Annotated in this window: 17 protein-coding genes and 1 pseudogene; 9 read left to right on the forward strand and 9 right to left on the reverse strand. The window is 74.6% G+C overall.

Annotated features, from left to right (window positions below):
- The first annotated feature begins 56 nt into the window (after positions 1-56).
- Positions 57-2819 carry a type I DNA topoisomerase gene (topA, locus tag ET471_RS07135; RefSeq protein WP_129187252.1) on the forward strand — a complete coding sequence of 921 codons (2763 nt, stop codon included), beginning with the start codon at positions 57-59 and terminating at the stop codon, positions 2817-2819.
- A gap of 10 nt (positions 2820-2829) precedes the next feature.
- Here topA and ET471_RS07140 read toward each other — a convergent pair whose 3' ends face one another.
- Together ET471_RS07140 and ET471_RS07145 are read right to left on the reverse strand one after the other, a co-directional pair.
- Positions 2830-5445: an ABC transporter permease gene (locus ET471_RS07140; protein WP_129187253.1), complete on the reverse strand. Its 2616-nt coding sequence runs from the start codon at positions 5443-5445 to the stop codon at positions 2830-2832.
- Positions 5442-6362: an ABC transporter ATP-binding protein gene (locus tag ET471_RS07145; RefSeq protein ID WP_129187255.1), complete on the reverse strand. Its 921-nt coding sequence runs from the start codon at positions 6360-6362 to the stop codon at positions 5442-5444. Before ET471_RS07145 ends, ET471_RS07140 begins: the two co-directional genes overlap by 4 nt.
- Before the next feature lie 145 nt (positions 6363-6507).
- Here ET471_RS07145 and ET471_RS07150 point away from each other — a divergent pair, with 145 nt between their 5' ends.
- From ET471_RS07150 to ET471_RS18495, 5 genes are all read left to right on the forward strand, one after another.
- A complete protein-coding gene (locus ET471_RS07150; RefSeq protein WP_129187257.1) occupies positions 6508-6762 on the forward strand; it encodes a hypothetical protein in 255 nt (84 codons plus the stop codon).
- 129 nt (positions 6763-6891) lie between these two features.
- Positions 6892-7449: an RNA polymerase sigma factor gene (locus tag ET471_RS07155; RefSeq protein WP_165350436.1), complete on the forward strand. Its 558-nt coding sequence runs from the start codon at positions 6892-6894 to the stop codon at positions 7447-7449.
- Positions 7450-7702: 253 nt separating this feature from the next.
- Entirely contained in the window at positions 7703-8452 is a 750-nt protein-coding gene (locus ET471_RS07160) for a CU044_5270 family protein (RefSeq protein WP_129187261.1), read from the forward strand.
- Between the two features lie 181 nt (positions 8453-8633).
- Positions 8634-8915: a type II toxin-antitoxin system VapB family antitoxin gene (locus ET471_RS07165; RefSeq protein ID WP_129187262.1), complete on the forward strand. Its 282-nt coding sequence runs from the start codon at positions 8634-8636 to the stop codon at positions 8913-8915.
- 124 nt (positions 8916-9039) lie between these two features.
- The gene (locus tag ET471_RS18495) at positions 9040-9318 is read left to right on the forward strand and encodes a type II toxin-antitoxin system VapC family toxin (RefSeq protein WP_242496462.1); all 279 of its coding nucleotides are present in this window, start codon (positions 9040-9042) and stop codon (positions 9316-9318) included.
- Positions 9319-9355: 37 nt separating this feature from the next.
- Here ET471_RS18495 and ET471_RS07180 read toward each other — a convergent pair whose 3' ends face one another.
- The 6 genes and pseudogenes from ET471_RS07180 to ET471_RS07200 all read right to left on the reverse strand — a co-directional run bounded on the left by ET471_RS07180 (position 9356) and on the right by ET471_RS07200 (position 15588).
- Positions 9356-10675, reverse strand: a complete 1320-nt coding sequence (locus ET471_RS07180; RefSeq protein WP_242496463.1) for a cysteine desulfurase family protein — start codon at positions 10673-10675, stop codon at positions 9356-9358.
- A gap of 33 nt (positions 10676-10708) precedes the next feature.
- Positions 10709-11578 carry a carboxylating nicotinate-nucleotide diphosphorylase gene (gene nadC / locus ET471_RS07185; protein ID WP_129187264.1) on the reverse strand — a complete coding sequence of 290 codons (870 nt, stop codon included), beginning with the start codon at positions 11576-11578 and terminating at the stop codon, positions 10709-10711.
- A gap of 151 nt (positions 11579-11729) precedes the next feature.
- Positions 11730-12890, reverse strand: a complete 1161-nt coding sequence (locus ET471_RS18500; RefSeq protein WP_425356573.1) for an L-aspartate oxidase — start codon at positions 12888-12890, stop codon at positions 11730-11732.
- Positions 12833-13525 carry an FAD-dependent oxidoreductase gene (locus tag ET471_RS18505; RefSeq protein ID WP_242496516.1) on the reverse strand — a complete coding sequence of 231 codons (693 nt, stop codon included), beginning with the start codon at positions 13523-13525 and terminating at the stop codon, positions 12833-12835. The genes ET471_RS18500 and ET471_RS18505 overlap by 58 nt, the downstream gene beginning before the upstream one ends.
- 62 nt (positions 13526-13587) lie before the next feature.
- Positions 13588-14848 (reverse strand): annotated as a pseudogene (gene nadA, locus ET471_RS07195) (quinolinate synthase NadA).
- Positions 14845-15588: an NUDIX hydrolase gene (locus ET471_RS07200; protein ID WP_129187266.1), complete on the reverse strand. Its 744-nt coding sequence runs from the start codon at positions 15586-15588 to the stop codon at positions 14845-14847. The pseudogene nadA and the gene ET471_RS07200 overlap by 4 nt, the downstream one beginning before the upstream one ends.
- A 135-nt stretch (positions 15589-15723) precedes the next feature.
- Between ET471_RS07200 and ET471_RS07205 the strand changes: the two genes are divergently transcribed.
- The gene (locus tag ET471_RS07205) at positions 15724-16779 is read left to right on the forward strand and encodes a Gfo/Idh/MocA family protein (protein ID WP_129187268.1); all 1056 of its coding nucleotides are present in this window, start codon (positions 15724-15726) and stop codon (positions 16777-16779) included.
- 49 nt (positions 16780-16828) lie between these two features.
- Here ET471_RS07205 and ET471_RS07210 read toward each other — a convergent pair whose 3' ends face one another.
- Complete coding sequence (locus ET471_RS07210) at positions 16829-17236, reverse strand: pyridoxamine 5'-phosphate oxidase family protein (RefSeq protein WP_129187270.1); 408 nt, start codon at positions 17234-17236, stop codon at positions 16829-16831.
- A gap of 152 nt (positions 17237-17388) precedes the next feature.
- Between ET471_RS07210 and tmk the strand changes: the two genes are divergently transcribed.
- Positions 17389-18048 carry a dTMP kinase gene (gene tmk / locus ET471_RS07215; protein ID WP_129187272.1) on the forward strand — a complete coding sequence of 220 codons (660 nt, stop codon included), beginning with the start codon at positions 17389-17391 and terminating at the stop codon, positions 18046-18048.
- A complete protein-coding gene (locus ET471_RS07220; protein ID WP_129187273.1) occupies positions 18045-19205 on the forward strand; it encodes a DNA polymerase III subunit delta' in 1161 nt (386 codons plus the stop codon). The genes tmk and ET471_RS07220 overlap by 4 nt, the downstream gene beginning before the upstream one ends.
- The last annotated feature ends 15 nt before the right edge of the window (positions 19206-19220 follow it).

Consider the following 19220-nt stretch of genomic DNA (forward strand, 5'->3'; position numbering starts at 1 on the left):
GCCCCGACGAGCGGCAGCGCACAGCACCGCACATCGACTGTGGAGAGCAGGGACGGATGCCAACCAAGCTTGTGATCGTCGAGTCGCCCACCAAGGCTCGCAAGATCGCCGGCTACCTCGGTGCCGGGTACGAGGTGGAGGCCAGCGTCGGCCACATCCGTGACCTGGCGCAGCCGTCCGACATGCCGGCCGAGATGAAGAAGGGCCCGTTCGGCAAGTTCAGCGTCGACGTCGGCAACGGCTTCGAGCCGTACTACGTCGTCTACGCGGACAAGAAGGCCAAGGTCCGCGACCTCAAGAAGCTCCTCAAGGACGCCGACGAGCTCTACCTCGCCACCGACGAGGACCGCGAGGGCGAAGCCATCGCGTGGCACCTCATCCAGGAGCTCAAGCCCAAGGTGCCCGTGCGCCGCATGGTGTTCCACGAGATCACGCGCGAGGCGATCCAGCGGGCCCTGACCTCGACGCGCGACCTGGACACGAACCTCGTCGACGCGCAGGAGACGCGCCGCATCCTCGACCGCCTCTACGGCTACGAGGTGTCGCCCGTGCTGTGGCGCAAGGTCCGCCAGGGCCTGTCGGCCGGCCGCGTGCAGTCCGTCGCCACGCGCCTCATCGTCGAGCGGGAGCGCGAGCGCATGGCGTTCGTCGTCGCGTCGTACTGGGACGTCACCGGCGCGTTCGCGCCCGAGTCCGGCGACGACGCCGGGGTGTCGTTCACGGCCCGCCTGTCGGGTGTGGGCGCCGAGCGCGTCGCGTCGGGCCGCGACTTCGACGACCGCGGGCGCCTCAAGGTCCGCACCGGCGTCGTGCACCTGGACGAGGCGACGGCGCACGCCGTCGTCGCCGGGCTCGCGGACGCGGCCTTCGCGGTGCGGTCGCTCGAGACGAAGCCGTACACGCGCAAGCCCGCCGCGCCCTTCACGACGTCGACGCTCCAGCAGGAGGCGTCGCGCAAGCTGCGCATGAACGCCCGCATCACGATGAGCGTCGCGCAGTCGCTGTACGAGAACGGCTACATCACCTACATGCGTACGGACTCGCCGTCGCTGAGCGCCGAGGCGATCGACGCCGCCCGCCGGCAGGCCGCGGAGCTGTACGGGCCCGAGTTCGTGCCGGGCGCGCCCCGCCTGTACCAGGCCAAGAACCAGGGCGCGCAGGAGGCGCACGAGGCCATCCGTCCCGCGGGCGACTCGTTCCGCACCCCCGCCCAGGTGGCCCGCGAGCTGTCCGGCGACCAGTTCCGCCTCTACGAGCTCATCTGGAAGCGCACGGTCGCCTCGCAGATGGCGGACGCCAAGGGCTCGACGGCGTCCGTGCGGCTCGCCGCGCCGCTCTCCGCGGCCGCGGGCGCGCACGCCGGGAAGGACGCCGTGTTCTCGGCGTCCGGCACCGTCATCACGTTCCGCGGGTTCCTCGCCGCCTACGAGGAGAGCACCGACACGGAGTCCGACGACGCCGGTGCGGCGTCGTCCGGCAAGGACGCGCGCCTGCCGCGCATGGCCGAGGGCGACGCGCTCGACGCGCGCGACCTGGCCGCCGACGGGCACGCGACGACGCCGCCGTCGCGCTTCACCGAGGCCTCGCTGGTCAAGGCTCTCGAGGAGCTGGGCATCGGGCGCCCGTCGACGTACGCGTCGACCATCTCGACCATCCAGGACCGCGGCTACGTGCGCTCGTCCGGGCAGGCGCTCGTCCCCACCTGGCTCGCGTTCGCCGTGACGAAGCTGCTCGAGGACCACTTCGGCTCGCTTGTGGACTACCGGTTCACGGCCGAGATGGAGCAGGACCTCGACGAGATCGCCGCCGGGGAGCGCGAGCGCGTCGCCTGGCTGGAGGAGTTCTACTTCGGCGGCGGCTCGCCCGCGGGGGCCGACGGGGCCGACGCGCCGGCCGGTGGCGGCCTGAAGGACCTCGTCGAGAACCTCGGCGAGATCGACCCCGTCGTCATCAACTCCATCGAGATCGGCGAGGGCCTGCGCGTGCGCGTCGGCCGCTACGGCCCGTACGTGGAGGACCTGGCCGCCGAGGTCCCCGAGGGCACGAACCCGCCGCGCGCGTCGGTGCCCGACGACCTCGCGCCCGACGAGCTGACCGTGGAGAGGGCCCGCGAGCTGCTGGCCGCGGGCGGCGACGACGGCCGCTCGCTCGGCACCGACCCGGTCTCCGGCAACGAGATCGTGGCCAAGGCAGGCCGCTACGGCCCGTACGTCACCGAGGTGCTGCCCGAGCCGGAGCTCGCGGAGGGCCTGAGCGCCGCCGCGAAGAAGAAGGCGCTCGCCGCCCTCCCCAAGCCGCGCACGGGCTCCCTCTTCAAGGACATGGACCTCGCGACCATCACGCTCGACGACGCGCTGAGGCTGCTGTCGCTGCCGCGCGTCGTCGGCGTCGACCCGGCCGACGGCGCCGAGATCACCGCGCAGAACGGCCGCTACGGCCCCTACCTCAAGAAGGGCACGGACTCGCGCACCATCGCGTCCGAGTCGATGCTCTTCACGGTGACGCTCGACGAGGCGCTGAAGATCTACGCCGAGCCCAAGCGCCGCGGCGCCCGCGGTGCCGCGCAGCCGCCGCTGCGCGAGCTGGGCGACGACCCGACGTCGGGCAAGCCCATCGTGGTCAAGGACGGCAGGTTCGGCGCCTACGTGACCGACGGCGAGACCAACCGGACCCTGCCGCGCGACCTCACGCCCGAGTCGATCACGCCCGAGCGCGCGATCGAGCTGCTGGCCGAGAAGCGCGCCGCGGGCCCCGCCAAGAAGCGGACCACGACGACGCGCAAGGCCGCGACCCCCCGCAAGCGGACGGCGGCGAAGTAGCGGGCGACCCTCAGTCGACCGTCACGGCGTCGAGCACCGGCAGCCGGGCCGCCCGCACGGCAGGCCCGATCGACGCGACGAGCCCGATGACGACGGCGATGCCGAGCACCAGCAGCACCTGCCCCCAGGGGATCGCGAGGCGCGACAGGCCCTCGTCGGCCAGCACTCCGGGCAGGGCGGCGGCCACGGCGATGCCCGTGGCGACACCCAGCACCGTGCCGTAGACGGCGATGAGCACCGACTCGAGCGCGATCACCACGGCGAGCTGGAACCGCCCGAGCCCCACGGCCCGCAGGAGCCCGATCTCGCGCGTCCGCTCGATGACCGAGAGCGCGAGCGTGTTCACGATCCCCAGCAGCGCGATGACGATCGACAGCGCGAGCAGCGCGTAGAGGATCGCGATGGCCTGGTCGACCTGGTCGGCGACGGCCGACGCCGTCTCGTCGCGGTCGCGCACCGTCAGCACCAGGAACGGCCTGACGGCCTCGCGCAGGTCGGCACGCAGGGTCTCGACGTCGGTGCCGTCGGCGGGGTTGGCGTAGATCGCCCGCACGCTCTCCTGCGACGGCGGCACGACGGAGTCGAACAGGTCGTTGCGCAGCAGCACGCCGGTGCCGACGACCTGGCTCTCGAACACCGCGCCCACCTGCACGGTGCGCGTCTGGTCGCCCAGCCCGAGCGTCAGCTCGTCGCCCACCTGCACGCCTAGGTCGCGCGCGGTGCGGCGCACGACGGCCGCCTTGCCGCCGACGAGCGCCGTCGTCGGGTCGCCCTGGAGCTTCTCGGCGTTGACCGCGTCGACGAAGAACGAGGTGGAGACGCCGGCGACGGGGATGGCGTGCGTCGCATCGTCGTCGGACGACGTCGCCGCCGTGCTGGCCAGGCGCACCACCTCCGTCGCGCCGATGCCGGGCACCGCCTGGACGGCGGCGACGGCGTCGGCGGGGACGCGGAACGTGGCCGAGTCGACCAGCAGCGGGGCGCTGAGCTCGGTGTGCACCACGGTGCGCACGGACGCCTCGGTCGAGGCGGCGATGACGCCCGTGCACGCCACGAGGGCCATGCCGATGGTCAGCGCGCCGGCCGTCGCGGCGGTGCGGCGCGGGTTGCGGGTCACGTTGCCGCGGGCGAGCCCGCCCAGGGGCTTGAGGAGCCATGCGGCGGGGGCGCCGAGCGCCCGCAGCACCCAGCGCGCGACGGCGGGGGAGCCGACCAGCACGCCGAGCAGCAGCAGCCCCGCGCCGAACCCGAGCACCCAGCGCGGGCTGAGGTCGTCGACCCAGCGCCAACCCGTGAGGCGGTCGCCCAGCCGGGACCCGAGGCGGGACGCCAGGTACAGCAGCCCGCCGCCGACCAGTGCGACGACCACGCCGGCCAGGGCCCGCAGGCGCACCCCGCGCTCGGGGGCGACGTCGTCGCGCATCGCCTGGACGGGCGGGACCAGCGCGGCGCGGCGCGCCGGGACCGCCGCCGCGACCAGGCACAGGACGGTGCCCAGCGCGATGGCCGCGGCGAGCTGCGCTCCGGAGAGCGGCACGCTGCCCGCGAACGGCATGCCCAGGCGGTCCAGCACCAGGCGGATGCCGCGCACGAGCAGCAGCCCGAGCCCGACGCCGGCCGCCGACCCGACGAGCCCCACGGCGAGCGCCTGCGCGAGCACCAGGCCGAACACCTGCGCGGGCGAGGCGCCCACGGCCCGTAGCAGGGCGTTCTCGCGCTGCCGCTCCCGCACGGCCATGGCGAACGCGTTGGTGATGATGAACGTGCCCACCACGAGCGCGATCGCGGCGAAGATCAGGAGGAACGTCTGGAGGAAGCCGAGGAGCTGCTGGACCGACTCCTCGGCCTCGGCGCGCACGACGTCGCCCGTGACCGACTCGGCGTGCGCGTCGGCGGGCAGCACCTCCGCGACGCGCTCGGCCAGGTCCCGCGGGGACTGCCCGGGCTCCGCGTACACGGCGATCTGCGGCACCTGGCCGTCGGGCGCGAAGGTCTGGCGGGCCGTGTCGGCGTCGACGCCCACGAGCACCGCGCCCGCGGCGGCGGCGTCGATCGCGAACGTGCCCGAGACCGTGAGCTGCCGCGGGGCGTCGCCGAGCACGACCGTGGCCGTGTCGCCGACGGCGAGGCCCGAGGCCCGCACCGCGCCCGTCTCGAGCACCAGCTCGCCCGGGCCGGGCCACGTGCCCGCGGTGAGGTGGGCCGTGGGGAACTCCGGGTCGATGCCGAAGGCGAGCGAGGGTGGGCCCTGGGTCACGACGGCAGTGCCGTCCGCGCCCACGAGCACGACGGGACCCGAGTAGTCCGGCAGCGCCCGGTCGACGCCGTCGACGGCGCTCACGGCGTCCGCGAGCGACGCCGGGACGGGGTTGCGCTGCTGCCCGAAGCCCGTCGACGACGTCGAGGACCCGCCCGCCGCCGTGGGGTCCGACGCGACGGCCTGCGCGCCGCGCACGTACACGTCGGCGCTCACGGACGTGGCGATGATCTCCTGGAACGTCGAGGACAGCATGCCGCGGAACGCGAACGTCCCGACGACGAACGCCACCCCGAGGGCGACGGCCAGCACCGACAGGCCGAACCGGACGAGGTGCTCGCGGACGCCGCGCAGGGCGACGCGGATCATGCCGGGGGCTCCCCGGCGTCGCGCGCGCGACGCGCCCGCGACGGTCCCCGCACCACCCCGAGCGGGTCGCCGACGACGGCGAGGGGCCCGGTGGCCGGCGCGGGCACCGCGGCGTACCGGCCGGTCGCGGGCCGCGGCTCGTCGTCGTCCTCCGCGCCGACGGCGGCGAGGATCTCCTCGCGGCCCGGGTTCGCGAGGTCGGCCGTGATGCGCCCGTCGCCGAGCAGCAGCACGCGGTGCGCGTACGCGGCGGCGCGCGGGTCGTGCGTGACCATGACGACGGTCTGCCCGAGCTCGTCCACCGACTGCCGCAGGAACGTCAGCACCTCGCGCGAGCTCTTCGAGTCGAGGTTCCCGGTGGGCTCGTCGGCGAACACGACGGACGGGCGGCTCACGAGCGCCCGGGCGCACGCGACGCGCTGCTGCTCGCCGCCCGACAGCGCGTTCGGCCGGTGGTGCAGCCGCGCGCGCATCCCGACGGCGTCGACCACGGCGTCGAACCACTCGCGGTCCACCGGGGCGCGCGCGATGTCGAGCGGGAGCGTGATGTTCTCCTCGGCCGTGAGCGTGGGCACCAGGTTGTAGGCCTGGAACACGAACCCGACCCGGGTCCGGCGCAGCCGCGTGAGCGCGCGCTGGCTCATCGACGAGATCTCGACGCCGTCGACCACCACGGTGCCCGACGTCGGCGTGTCGAGCCCGGCCATGCAGTGCATGAGCGTGGACTTCCCCGACCCGGACGGCCCCATGATCGCGGTGAGCCGGCCCTGCGCGAAGTCGACGGAGACGCCGTCGAGGGCACGCACCTCGGTCTCGCCGGACCCGTACGTCTTGACGAGGTCCCGGGCCGAGGCCTGCGCGGGGGGCTGCTCGGCGGGAGCGTCGGGCTGGGAGTGTCTCCCGCGGGCCGGATCCATGCCCACCATGCTCGCCCAGAGCCGTGCGGGCCGCGCTGCGAGTGGCGCCCCGGCACGACGACGTGGCTCACGCCACGCAGGCGGGGCCCATGAGGCCGGGCGACGGGCTCTTGCGGCGCGGACGCGCGGCTGGGATGGTCGGCTCGTGAGCGAGCCGATGCCTTCGATGCGACAGGTCGACCCCGACGTCGTGCGCGGGGAGGCGGTCCCGACGCCGCGCGAGCGGGCGCTGCGGATCGGCTGGTGGGCGCTCGGCGCGGTGGCGCTCGGCACCGCGTACCTGGTCGGCTGGGTCGTGTTCGACGACGTGGCGCGCATCCCCGCCTGGTACTGGGTGCTGTGGCTCGCAGCGGCCGGGGGAGTCGCCGTGCTGGTGGAGGCGCGCACGCCGCGCCGCTGACGCCGGGGGCCCTGCTGCGCGTCCCCACGGTGTCACCGCAGCGCCACGCTGACACCGGCCTCCGCGAGCCTGCCTGTTGCACTTCGCGCCCCGCCGACCATGTGTGGGCATGAGAGCAACGAGCCAGCCATGACACCGGGTCAGCCGCCTCGCCCCGACTTCGGGGACGCCTTCCGCGCGCACTACCCCGGTGTGCTCGCCTTCGTCCGCCGGCGGGTCCAGCCGTCGGACGCCGAGGACCTCGTCGCCGAGGTCTTCGCGATCGCGTGGGACCGCTGGGACACCGTCCCGCACGACGTGCGCCCCTGGCTGTTCGGCGTCGCACGCAACGTCGCGGCCAACCACGTGCGGGCCTCGGGCCGCCGGGGCCGCCTGGAGCTGCGGGCCGCGCCCTGGGTTCCCGACGGCGACCCCGTCGACGGGCTGGCCGCGCTCGACCTGCGCCTCGCCTGGGGTCGGCTGCCCGACGCCGACCGCGAGGCCATCGCGCTCGTCGCCTGGGACGGGCTCACCGGGGCCGAGGCGGCCACCGTGCTCGGCTGCACCCGGGCGGCCTTCTCGGTCCGTCTCAGCCGCGCCCGGCGGCGTCTCGCAAAGCTCCTCGACGGCGTCGTGCTCGACCCGGACCCCGACCCGCGGGCCGTCGCCACATCCGCACCCGCCTTCAGCCACGGAGGACAGTCATGAACACCCCGCTCACCGACCCGGTCCTGCGGCGCGTCGCCGCCGCCGACCCGGTCCCCGCCGTCGGCCTCACCCACGCCGAGGCGATCCGCTCCGAGGCGCTGCTCGCCCGGATCGAGGCGGCGCCGCGCGGCGCCGCCGCGCGCTCCCGGCGGCTGCCTGGGACGCTCACGACGCGGCTCGCCGCGGCCGCGGCCACGGCGGTCGCCGTCGTCGGTGTCGCGATCTTCGCCCCACCAGCGCGTCGGCCGATGTCGTGCTGCTCCAGGCCGCCGACGCCGCGGCGCTGCAGCCGCAGGCGACCGGAGAGTACTGGTACGTGCACTGGCAGATCACCGACCACTTCGAGAGGAAGCCCGGAAGCGGAGAGTTCGTGCCGATCACCTATCAGCGGGAGGACTGGAGCTCGCGTGAGCGAGGCGTCATGCGCGACGAGCAGGGGGCGGCGTTCAAGGCCGTCGAGGACGGGCGCACGACCATCGACCCCGCCGACGTCAGGTTCGAGAACTACACCATCGACGACACGGGAACCCCGGCCGCCAGGACGTTCAGCGGTTTCACCTGGGACGAGCTCGACGCGCTACCGACCGACCCCGTGCAGCTTCGTGCTGCGCTCCTGGCGGCGACGCCCAGCTCCGGGCACGGGCGCAACTACGACCTCTTCGACTCAGTTCAGTGGCTGCTCTTCGGCAGCCCCGCCCGGCCCGAGCTCCGGCGAGCGCTGTGGACGGTCCTTGCCGGGATCGACGAGGTGACCCTGCTGGGCGGTCGGACGGACGCGCTTGGCCGGCAGGGGACCGCGGTCGAGGTGAAGTTCCCCGACTGGTACGTCACCACGATGACGCTCGACCCGACCACCGGCATGCTCCTCGAGTGGAGGGCGACCGAGCAGGACGGCTCCCGTCCCCTCACCTACACCCTTGTGGAGCAGGGTCCGCGCGACTCGGCACCTGCCGCGCAGCCGCCGCTCTGCGGACCGGGCTCCGTGCCGCTCGTCAGCTGCTGACACCAGGACCGCGGAACGCTGAGTGTCCCTGATCACGACGATCAGGGGCACTCAGTGTTCCGCAGCGACGCCGTACCTGGGTCCGTCGGTGCGACGCGGACGCGACAGCGAGCCACCTCGCCGTTCTGGAGAGGCACACCGAGGGTAGACACGTAGTCTACCTAGGGTAGAAACTGGTCTCGTGAGCCTGAACATCAAGAACGAGCGCACGCACGCGCTCGTCCGTGAGCTCGCCGAGCGGACGGGGCTGTCCCAGACGAGCGCGGTCGAGGAGGCGGTGGTGCGGTACCTGCGGGAGCTGACCGCGAAGGACGCGGACCAGACGGAGGCGGACCGGGTCGCGGCCAGGCGCGCCCGGATCGACCTGGTCCGAGCGCAGATCGCGGCCACCGTGCACGTACCGCTCCATGTCCGCCAGGAGGCAGACGAGGCGCTGTACGACGAGAACGGCCTGCTCCGGTGATCGTCCACACCTCAGCGGTCGTCGCGATCGTGGCCCGGGAGCCCGCGGCGGACGCCCTCGCAGAGATCCTCGCGACCGCGCGGGAGGTGATGATCGCCGCCCCACGCTCGTCGAGCTGCAGGCCGTGCTCGAGCACCGCGGCGGGGTGGACGAGGCCCGCGCCGCGCAGAACCTCCTGCGGTCGGCGGAGGTCGAGGTGGCCGACTTCACGGCGCGGCATGCCGAGGTGGCGCGGCAGGCCTACCGCGACTACGGCCGGGCCAGCGGCCACCCGGCTCGCCTCAACCTCGGCGACTGCTACGCGTACGCCCTGGCAGCGGTCGCGGACCAACCGCTCCTGTTCGTCGGCGACGACTTCGTGCACACCGACGTCCGGCCGGCGTACCTCCCGCCGTCGGCATAGCGGTCAGGCGCCCAGGCGGCTCCAGGCGGCCCAGCGGTCACGCGCCCAGGCGGCCCAGCGCCGTCGTCGCGGCGACGACCGCCTCGACCAGCGGGTCGGCGTCGAACGGGGCGTCGAACGTGAAGCGGACCGACGTCTGCGCGACCTCCGGAGGGACCCCCAGGGCGAGGAGCACGTGCGACGGCTCGTCGCGGCCCGCAGCGCAGGCGGAGCCCGACGAGGTGATCACCCCGGACCGCTCGAGCTCCAGGAGCACGGCCTCGCCGCTCGTGCCGGGGAAGCAGAAGCTCGCGTGGCCAGGAAGGCGGCTGGACGTCGACGCATCGGCGGTGGCCCGGCGCGGAGCCGCGTCGGCGTCGGCCATGTGCGGCTGCGGACGAGGGTCACCGTGGGTCGTGGGCCGGGGGTCCGCGACGTCGGGGGCTGCCGCAGGGCGCAGGTCCGCGTGCGTGGGGTGGGCCCCCCGCCGCGGGTCGGCGCCGGTGAGGATCGCCGTCGGGATGCGGCCGAGCACGCCCGCGACGAGCGCGTCGCGGGAGGTCGCGACGTCGTCGGCCCGGGCGCGCAGCGCAGGCAGCGCGCCGACGGCGGCAGCGAGCCCGACGGCGAACGCGACGTTCTCGGTGCCCGAGCGGCGGCCGCGCTCCTGGCCGCCGCCGTGGATCAGCGGCTCGATCGGGACGCCGGCCCGGAGCAGCAGCGCGCCGACGCCCTTGGGGGCGCCGAGCTTGTGGCCCGAGACCGAGACGGCGTCGGCGTCTCGCAACGACACGTCCAGCCAGCCCGCGGCCTGGACGGCGTCGGTGTGGAACAGCGCGCCCGTCTCGTGGGCCACCGCGGCGAGCGCCCGGACGTCCTGGACCGTGCCGACCTCGTTGTTGGCGTGGTGGATCGTCACGAGGGCGGTGCCCGCCCCGGGTTCTGTGCGGAGCGCGGCGCGCAGGGCGTCCGGGGTGACGGTGCCGTCGGGTGCGAGGTCGACGAAGGTCACCTCGAACCCGTGCCGGCGGCGCAGGAAGTCGGCGGACTCCAGGACGGCCTCGTGCTCGATCGCCGTCGTGACCAGGTGGCGGGCGCGAGCGCGGGCGCCACGCGCAGGGTCGGTCGCGGCGAGCGCGAGGCCCTTGACCGCGAGGTTGTCCGCCTCGGTGCCGCCGCTCGTGAAGGTGACCTCGCCGGGCCGGGCGCCGAACGCCCGTGCGACGGCGGCACGCGCGTCGGCGAGCGCCGACGATGCCCGGTGCCCGAGCTCGTGCGTCGAGGACGGGTTGCCGAACTCCCCGGTCAGGTACGGCCACATCGCCTCGAGCACCTCGCGGCGCACGGGGGTGGTCGCGGCGGTGTCGGCGTAGATCATGGTGTCCCCCCATCCCCCGGGGCGCCGAGCGGGCTACCGCCCGCTCGGCGCCCCGGTGACGTCCATGTCGAGGCCCAGGTCGAGCGACCGGACCCCGTGGGTCAGCGCACCGACCGAGATGACGTCGACGCCGGTCTCGGCGACGCCGCGGACGGTGTCGAGCGTGATGCCGCCCGAGGCCTCGACGACCGCTCGGCCCGCGACGATCTCGATGCCCGCACGCAGGTCGTCGTTCGAGAAGTTGTCGAGCATGATCGTGGTGACCCCGGCGGCGACGACCTCCTCGACCTGGTCGAGCCGGTCCACCTCGACCTCGATGGTCGCGGTGTGCGGCAGCCTCGCCCGGGCCGCCCGGATGGCGTCCCCGACGCTCACCCCCGCCGCGGCCAGCACGGCCAGATGGTTGTCCTTCGCCAGCACGGCGTCCGACAGCGAGAAGCGGTGGTTGTGCCCGCCGCCGTCGCGCACCGCGGCCCGCTCCAGCACGCGCAGGCCGGGCGTCGTCTTGCGGGTGTCGACGACGCGGGCGCCCGTCCCGGCCGCGGCCGCGACGTAGCGGGCCGTCGCCGTCGCGATGCCGGACAGGCGCTGGACCAGGTTGAGGCCGATGCGCTCGGCGCGCAGCACGGCCCGCGCGTCCCCGGAGACGACGGCGAGGACGTCGCCGGTCTCGAAGCGGTCGCCGTCGGCGGCCTTGAGCTCGACCGACGCGTCGGCGTCGAGCAGCGTGAACGTCCGCGCGAACACCGTCAGGCCGCTGAGCACGCCCGGCTCGCGCGCCACGAGCGCGGCCCGTGCGCGGGCTCCGGCGGGGAGGAACACCTCGCTGGTGAGGTCGCCCCAGGGCGCGTCCTCGGCGAGGGCGCGCGTGAGGATGTCGTCGACGGCGCTGAGCGGGGTCATGCGTGGCCTCCGGTGGTCGAGCGGGTGGTCGGGCGCGTGGTCGGCCGGCCCGTCGAGCGGGTGGTCGGGCGGCCGGTCGAGTGGGTGGTCGGGCGGGTGGTGCGCGCGACGGGGCGAGGGTGAGCGGCGCCGGAGAGAGCGGCGGCCCGGCTCATGCGGACACCTTCTCCGCGGCCGGGAGGACAGGGACGAGCGCGTGCTCGGGCAGACGCCAGCCGGTCGAGACGGCCAGGGCGGGGTCGGTCTGCGGGAAGTCGGAACGGGCGTGCCCGCCGCGCGACTCGGTCCGCGCGAGCGCAGCGGCGACGACGGCGCGCCCGAGCTCGACAAGGTTCCGATCCTCGAGCGCCCGCACGCCGGCGGCCACCGTCATCGAATCGTCGGTCTGTGCTCTGCTCGTCGGTTCAGACCGACGATCAGAACCCAGACCGACGATCTGCTCGGGCGCCGCGGGCGCCGCGGGCGCCGCGGGCTCGGCGGGCGCCGGGAGCGCCGCGAGTCCCGCGAGCGCGTCGCGTAGCCCGGCGGCGTCTCGCACGAGGCCCGCTCGCTCCCACATGAGCGCCTGCAGCGCGTCGCGGTCCACCTGAGGGGTGTGCCGGTGGGGCCGGAACGTGCCGCGCAGCGCGGGCTCCGGCCCGCGGCGCACGTCGTGGTCGGGCAGCGTGCGGGCCGGGGCGGCCGCGGGCCACTGCGCGTCCTCGATCGCCGCGCCCGCGCGCCACCCGAAGACCAGCGCCTCCAGCAGCGAGTTGGACGCGAGCCGGTTGGCCCCGTGCACGCCGGTGCACGCGGCCTCGCCGACCGCGAACAGCCCCGGCAGCGACGTCCGCCCGGACAGGTCGGTGCGGATGCCGCCCATCCAGTAGTGCGCGGCCGGGGTGACGGGGACCGGCGCGTCCCAGGAGAACCCGTGCCGCGCCAGCGTCGTCGTGATGCCTGGGAAACGGCGGGTCATGCGCTCGGCACCGAGCGCGGTCGCGTCCAGCACGACCGGCTCCCCGCCCTGCGCCGCCATCGCGGCGGCGATCCCGCGGGCGACGACGTCGCGCGGCGCGAGCTCCGCGTCGGGGTGCACGTCGAGCATGAAGCGCCGCCCGGCGGCGTCACGCAGCACGGCGCCCTCGCCGCGCACGGCCTCGGAGATCAGGGGCGTGCCCGGCACGGCCAGCGCCGTCGGGTGGAACTGGTAGAACTCCAGGTCCGCGACGACCGCACCGGCGCGCAGGGCGGCGGCCACGCCGTCGCCCGTGGTCACGTCGGGGTTCGTGGTGTGCGTGAAGAGCTGCCCGGCGCCGCCCGTGGCGAGCACGACGGCGTCGGCCCGCAGCGTCGACGACGTCCCGTCGGCGTGGACGACGTCGACGCCGACGACACGGCGCCCGCCGGGGCCTCCACGCGACTGCCCGGCAGTTCGTCGACTGTCCGTGCCCCGAGCGCACGGACAGTCGACGAACTGCCGGGCAGCTCCGTCTCCGCGACCACCAGGTCGCGCAGGAACGTGTGCTCGTGCACCTCGAGGGGCACCGACCGCACCGCGTCGATGAGCGCGATCTCGAGGGACAGGCCGGTCGAGTCGCCGTGCGAGTGCAGGACGCGGTGCGCGGAGTGCGCGGCCTCGCGCCCCCGGGCCAACGGCGAGCCCGGACCGTCGACGCGGTCGAGCTCGAGGCCGAGCGCGAGCAGGTCGCGCACGCGGTCGGGGCCCTCGGTGCACAGCAGGCGCACGGCCTCGACGTCGCACAGCCCGGCCCCGGCGACGAGGGTGTCGGCGACGTGGGACTCGATCGAGTCGTCGGGGGACGTCACCGCCGCGACGCCGCCCTGCGCGTAGCGCGTGTTCGACTCGGGCAGGTCCGCCTTGGTCACGAGGACGACGTCGTGCCCGCGCGAGGCCGCCCGGTAGGCGGCAAGCAGCCCGGCGGCACCGGAGCCGACGACGATCACTCGGGGTCCCCGCCCGCCCCCAGAGCGAAGCGAGGAGGCGGGTGGGGTGAGGGCGACGCGCATCAGGCGGCCTTCGGCTTCGCGGCGAGCATGCGCTCCAGGGCCACCTTGGCGTCGGCGGCGACGTCGTCGGGCACCGTGACCTGGTTGACCACGCGACCGGAGACGAGCTCCTCCAGCACCCAGGCGAGGTAGCCGGGGTGGATGCGGTACATGGTCGAGCACGGGCACACGACGGGGTCGAGGCAGAAGATCGTGTGCTGCGGGTACTCGGCGGCGAGCCTGTTGACCATGTTGATCTCGGTGCCGATGGCGAACGTCGTCGGCTCGGTCGCGGCGGCCACGGCCTTGCGGATGTAGTCGGTGGACCCGGCCTCGTCCGCGGCGTCGACGACGGGGCGGGGCACTCGGGGTGCACGATGACGCGGACGCCCGGGTGCTCGGCCCGCGCGGCCTCGATCTGCGAGACGGTGAACCGCTTGTGGACGGAGCAGAACCCGTGCCAGAGGATGACGCGGGCGTCCAGCAGCTCCTGCTCGGAGGACCCGCCGAGCGGCTTGCGCGGGTTCCACAGCGGCATCTGCTCCAGCGGCACGCCCATCTTCTTGGCCGTGTTGCGGCCCAGGTGCTGGTCGGGGAAGAACAGCACGCGCTGCCCGCGCTCGAACGCCCACTCCAGCACCGTCTCGGCGTTCGACGACGTGCAGACGATGCCGCCGTGGCGGCCGCAGAACGCCTTGAGGTCGGCGGCGGAGTTCATGTAGGTCACGGGGATGACGGGCACGCGGCCGTCCTCGTCCGGCTCCTCGCCGTAGAGCGCCGACAGCTCGGCCCAGGCGGCCTCGACGGAGTCGATGTCGGCCATGTCCGCCATCGAGCAGCCTGCGGCGAGGTTGGGCAGGACGACGGCCTGGTCGGGCTTCGCGAGGATGTCCGCCGTCTCGGCCATGAAGTGCACGCCGCAGAACACGATGGTCTCGGCGTCGGGGGCGGTCTGGGCCGCGTTGGCGAGCTGGAACGAGTCGCCCAGGAAGTCGGCGTGCTGCACGATCTCGTCGCGCTGGTAGAAGTGCCCCAGCACGACGACGCGGGAGCCGAGCGTCTCGCGCGCGGCCACGATGCGGGCGTGCAGCTCGGCGTCGCTCGCCTCGCGGTACTCGGCCGGGAGCGTGCCCTGCCGGGGGCCGACGGGGGCGCGACGTCGTCGAGCGACGCACCCGGGCCGTAGCCGGGCACGGTGTCGAAGTCCCACGGCCCCGCGGCGAGGTCGGGGTCGCACGTCGCCCCAGGGGTGGCGACGATCTGGAGGTTCACCGAGGTCATGACATCTCTCCGGGAGTGAGTTCGCCCAGGGGACCGTTGTCCACGAGGGGCGCCGACGTGTCGTAGCGGTACAGCCGGGGCGGCCGGTGCCGCCCGCCCAAGACGTGCTCCCCGGTAGCGACGATGGTGCCGGAGCCCTCCACCTGGCGGCGGAAGTTTGCGGGGTCGAGCTCGCGGTCCAGCACGGCCTCGTGGACCTGGCGGAGCTCGCTCAACGTGAAGGTGGAGCCCAGGAACCCCTGGGCGATGGCCGAGTACTCGACCTTGGTGCGCAGCCGCCACAGGGCGTAGGCGACGACGGCGTCGTGGTCGAACGCGAGGTGCAGCCCGTCGCTCCCGCGCGGCGACCCCAGGGAGTCGGCGACGAACCAGGCGACGTTCTCGGCGTCGAAGGCAGGACCCTTGCTTGACGGAGGGCGCTCACCGATCTGGTCTGGCCGCACGAGGGCCCAGTAGACGACGCTGACCACGCGGTCGCCGGGCGAGCGGTCGGGGGCGCCGAACGTGTAGAGCTGCTCCAGGTAGGAGGGGCGCACCCCGGTGGTCTCGACGAGCGTGCGGCCGGCCGACGTCGCGAGGCTCTCGGCGGGGTCGACCCAGCCGCCGGGCAGACACCACAGCCCTTCGAACGGCGCGCGCGTGCGCCTGACGAGCGGGATCGAGAGCACGGGGCGCCCGGTCTCGGGGTGCGGCCGGAGCGCGAAGATGACGGTGGACACGGCGAGGCCGATCCCGTTCATGTCCCCTCCGACTGTTCGCCGAGGCTTCGGCGTGAGTTAAAGTCATTCAGACCAGAACACAGCCTATCACTTCGGGTCAGCGTGACAACAAGTCCTGGCTCATCCCGTCTCACCGCGACGCGGTACGTTCTGCGCATGCCCGAGCCCTCCGCCTTCGCCCCGCGTCTGACCGCCGCCGACCTCGACGGCACCGTGCCCGACCTCCTGGACGCGCCCGCGGTGCGCTGGGGCATCCTCGGCGCCGGCGGCATCGCCTCGTCGTTCGCGGACGGCGTGCTCGCGCGCACGCGCTCGACCATCACCGCCGTCGGCTCCCGCGACGTCGCCAAGGCGCAGGACTTCGCTGACCAGCACGCGCCCGGCGCGCGGGCCCACGGCTCCTACGAGGAGCTCGTCGCCGACCCCGACGTCGACGTCGTCTACGTCGCGACGCCGCACTCGCACCACCTCGCGCACGCGCTCACCGCGATCCGCGCGGGCAAGCACGTGCTCGTGGAGAAGCCGATCACGCGCAACGCCGCCGAGGCGCGCGAGCTGATCGACGCCGCGCGCGAGGCCGGGGTGTTCTGCATGGAGGCCATGTGGACGCGCTTCCTGCCGCATGTCGCCGCCCTGCGCGCCGCGATCGCGCGCGGCGACATCGGCGAGGTCGTCTCGATCCAGGCCGACTTCGACGTCGCCTTCCCGTACGACCCCACGCACCGGATCCTCGACCCGAACCTCGCCGGCGGCGCGCTGCTGGACCTGGGCGTCTACCCGCTCGCGTTCGCCCACGACCTGCTCGGGCGCCCCGACGAGGTCGTCGTGCGCGGCACCCTCGCCCCCACCGGCGTCGACGACGCCGTCGCGATCCTCGCCACCTGGCCGGGCGGGCGGCACGCGCTCCTGCACACGTCGTCGCGGTCCGCGGGACCCCACGCCGCGACCATCGTGGGCAGCACCGGGCGCATCGAGATCCCGCGCGACTTCTTCACGCCGGCCGACATCACCATCCACGCCGCCGACGGCACCGTGACGACCTTCGAGTCACCGCGCGGCGAGGGCAAGGCCTACGAGGCGGCCGAGGTGGCCCGGCGGATCACCGCCGGGGACGTCCAGTCCGCCCGCCACCCGTGGAGCGACACCCTGGAGATCATGGAGCTCATGGACGGCGTCCGCGCCGACCTGGGGGTCGTCTACCCCGGGGAGTGACGGGCGTCGGTGGTTGAGCCTGTGCTGGCAGGCTCAACCACCGCAAGACTCAGGCAACCCTGACGAACCGGCGGCCCGAGACCTCCGAGACGCTGATGCGCAGCCACACGTTCTTCGGGGCGTCCTCGTTCTCCTGGTAGGTCATGAGGCCTGTGTGCTCGGCGTCGACCAGGTCGTCGTCGTGCTCGAGGATCTCGGCCGAGCCCTTGACGACGACGGAGTACGCGAGCTCCGGCCCGAGCTGGTCGACCTCGAAGGCCACCTTGCCGTTGACGGCGACCTCGGCGAGCTTCGACCCGGGGGCCGTGCGCACGAAGATGCGGCCGTTCGAGGCGGCGTAGTTGACCGGGAAGATCTCCGGCTCGCTCGCGGCGGCGGTCGCGAGACGACCCACGTCCTGCAGGCCGAGGAACTCCCAGGACTCTGCCTCGGTGAGCTCGGTGACGTTCAGCGACACGGTGGACCTCCAGTGCTCGGGGTTCGGTACCGCCTCCAGTCTGGACCGCCGGGCCCCGTGCGCGACACGGAGGGTCGCGACACCGGCTGTGATGCTGGCCACTCTTGGTCTGACCACAGGGCGTGTCGGCGCCCGCGGCTAGGGTGGAGGCCGTGAGCAACCCGGGGTACTTCGTCTCGTTCGAGGGCGGCGACGGCAGCGGCAAGACGACGCAGGCGCGCCTCCTGGGCGACTGGCTCGGTGCGGCGACGGGTCGCGAGGTCGTCGTGACGCGCGAGCCCGGGGGCACCACGCTGGGCCTCGAGGTCCGCCGCCTCGTGCTCCACAGCGAGGACATGGACCCGCGCACCGAGGCCCTCCTCTACGCCGCCGACCGGGCCCACCACGTCGCCTCCCTCGTGCGCCCCGCGCTGGAACGCGGCGCCGTCGTCGTCACGGACCGCTACCTCGACTCGTCCGTCGCCTACCAGTCCGGCGGTCGCGAGCTCTCGGAGCAGGAGGTCGAGGACCTCTCGCTCTGGGCCGTCCAGGGGCTCCTGCCCGACGTGACCGTCCTGCTCGATGTCGACCTCGAGACGTCGCGCGCCCGCATGGCCCGCGACCTCGACCGCCTCGAGCGGGTCGACGACGCGTTCCGGCAGCGCACCCGCGACGCGTACCTCCGCCGGGCCGCCGCGGACCCGGCCCGGTGGGCCGTCGTCGACGCCCGCGGCACGGTCGAGGAGATCCAGGCGGCGGTCCGGGCAGCCGTCGCCGAGCGCCTCGCGGTCCCCGACGCCGTCGAGGCCGCCCCGCGGGACGCCGGCGCATGACCGTCTGGGACGAGGTCGTCGGCCAGGAGGCCGCCGTGGACGTGCTCCGGCGCGCGGTCGCCGACCAGCGCTCCATGACGCACGCCTGGCTGCTCACGGGCCCGCCCGGCAGCGGCCGCTCGGTCGCGGCCCGCGCCTTCGCCGCCGCGCTCCAGTGCACCGGGAACGACGGCGCCGGCGGCGGCTGCGGCACGTGCCACCAGTGCACGACGACGCTCGCCGGCACCCACCCCGACCTCACCGTCGTCGCCACCGACCAGGTGACCATCCGCATCGAAGAGGTGCGCGGCCTCATCGGCACCGCCGCGCGCACGCCGTCGCTCGGCCGGTACCGCGTCATCCTCGTCGAGGACGCCGACCGCATGGTCGAGCGCACCACGAACGTGCTGCTCAAGGCCATCGAGGAGCCGCCGCCGCACACCGTCTGGGTGCTGTGCGCCCCCAGCGTCCAGGACGTGCTGCCCACCATCCGCTCGCGCTGCCGGGCCGTGCCGCTGCGCGTCCCGCCGCCCGAGGCCGTCGCCGACCTCGTGGTGCGCCGCGACGGCGCCGACGCCGCCGTCGCGCTCGCGGCCGCGCGCGCCGCGCAGTCCCACGTGGGCCTCGCGCGCCGCCTGGCCCGCGACCCCGACGCCCGACGACGTCGCAGCGCGGTGCTCGACGTCGCCCGCCGGATCCGCGGCGTCGGCGACGCGGTGCTCGCCGCGGGCGAGCTGGTCGACGTCGCCAAGGCGGAGGCGACGGCGTCGACGGTCGAGCGCGACGCCGTCGAGCGTGCCGAGCTGCTGCGTGCCCTGGGCGCGGGCGAGGGTGAGACGCTGCCGCCGCGCCTGCGCAGCCAGGTCAAACAGCTCGAGGACGACCAGAAGCGGCGGGCCACGCGCCGCCAGCGCGACGTGCTCGACCGGTCGATGGTGGACCTGCTCTCGCTCTACCGCGACGTGCTGGTCGTCCAGCTCGGCGCCGACGTCGACCTCGTCAACGGGCTCGACCCGGCCGACCTGGCCGTGGTGCGCGCGCTCGCCGCAGACTCCACCCCGGAGCAGACGGTGCGGCGCATGGACGCCATCGGCGTCGCACGCGAGAGGCTCGAGGGGAACGTGGCGCCGCTGCTCGCGCTCGAGGCGATGGCGGTCGCGCTGCGGCCCCAGGGCTAGGCGCCCGCAGGCGCC

The sequence above is a fragment of the Xylanimonas protaetiae genome (assembly GCF_004135385.1).
Lineage (GTDB): Bacteria > Actinomycetota > Actinomycetes > Actinomycetales > Cellulomonadaceae > Xylanimonas > Xylanimonas protaetiae.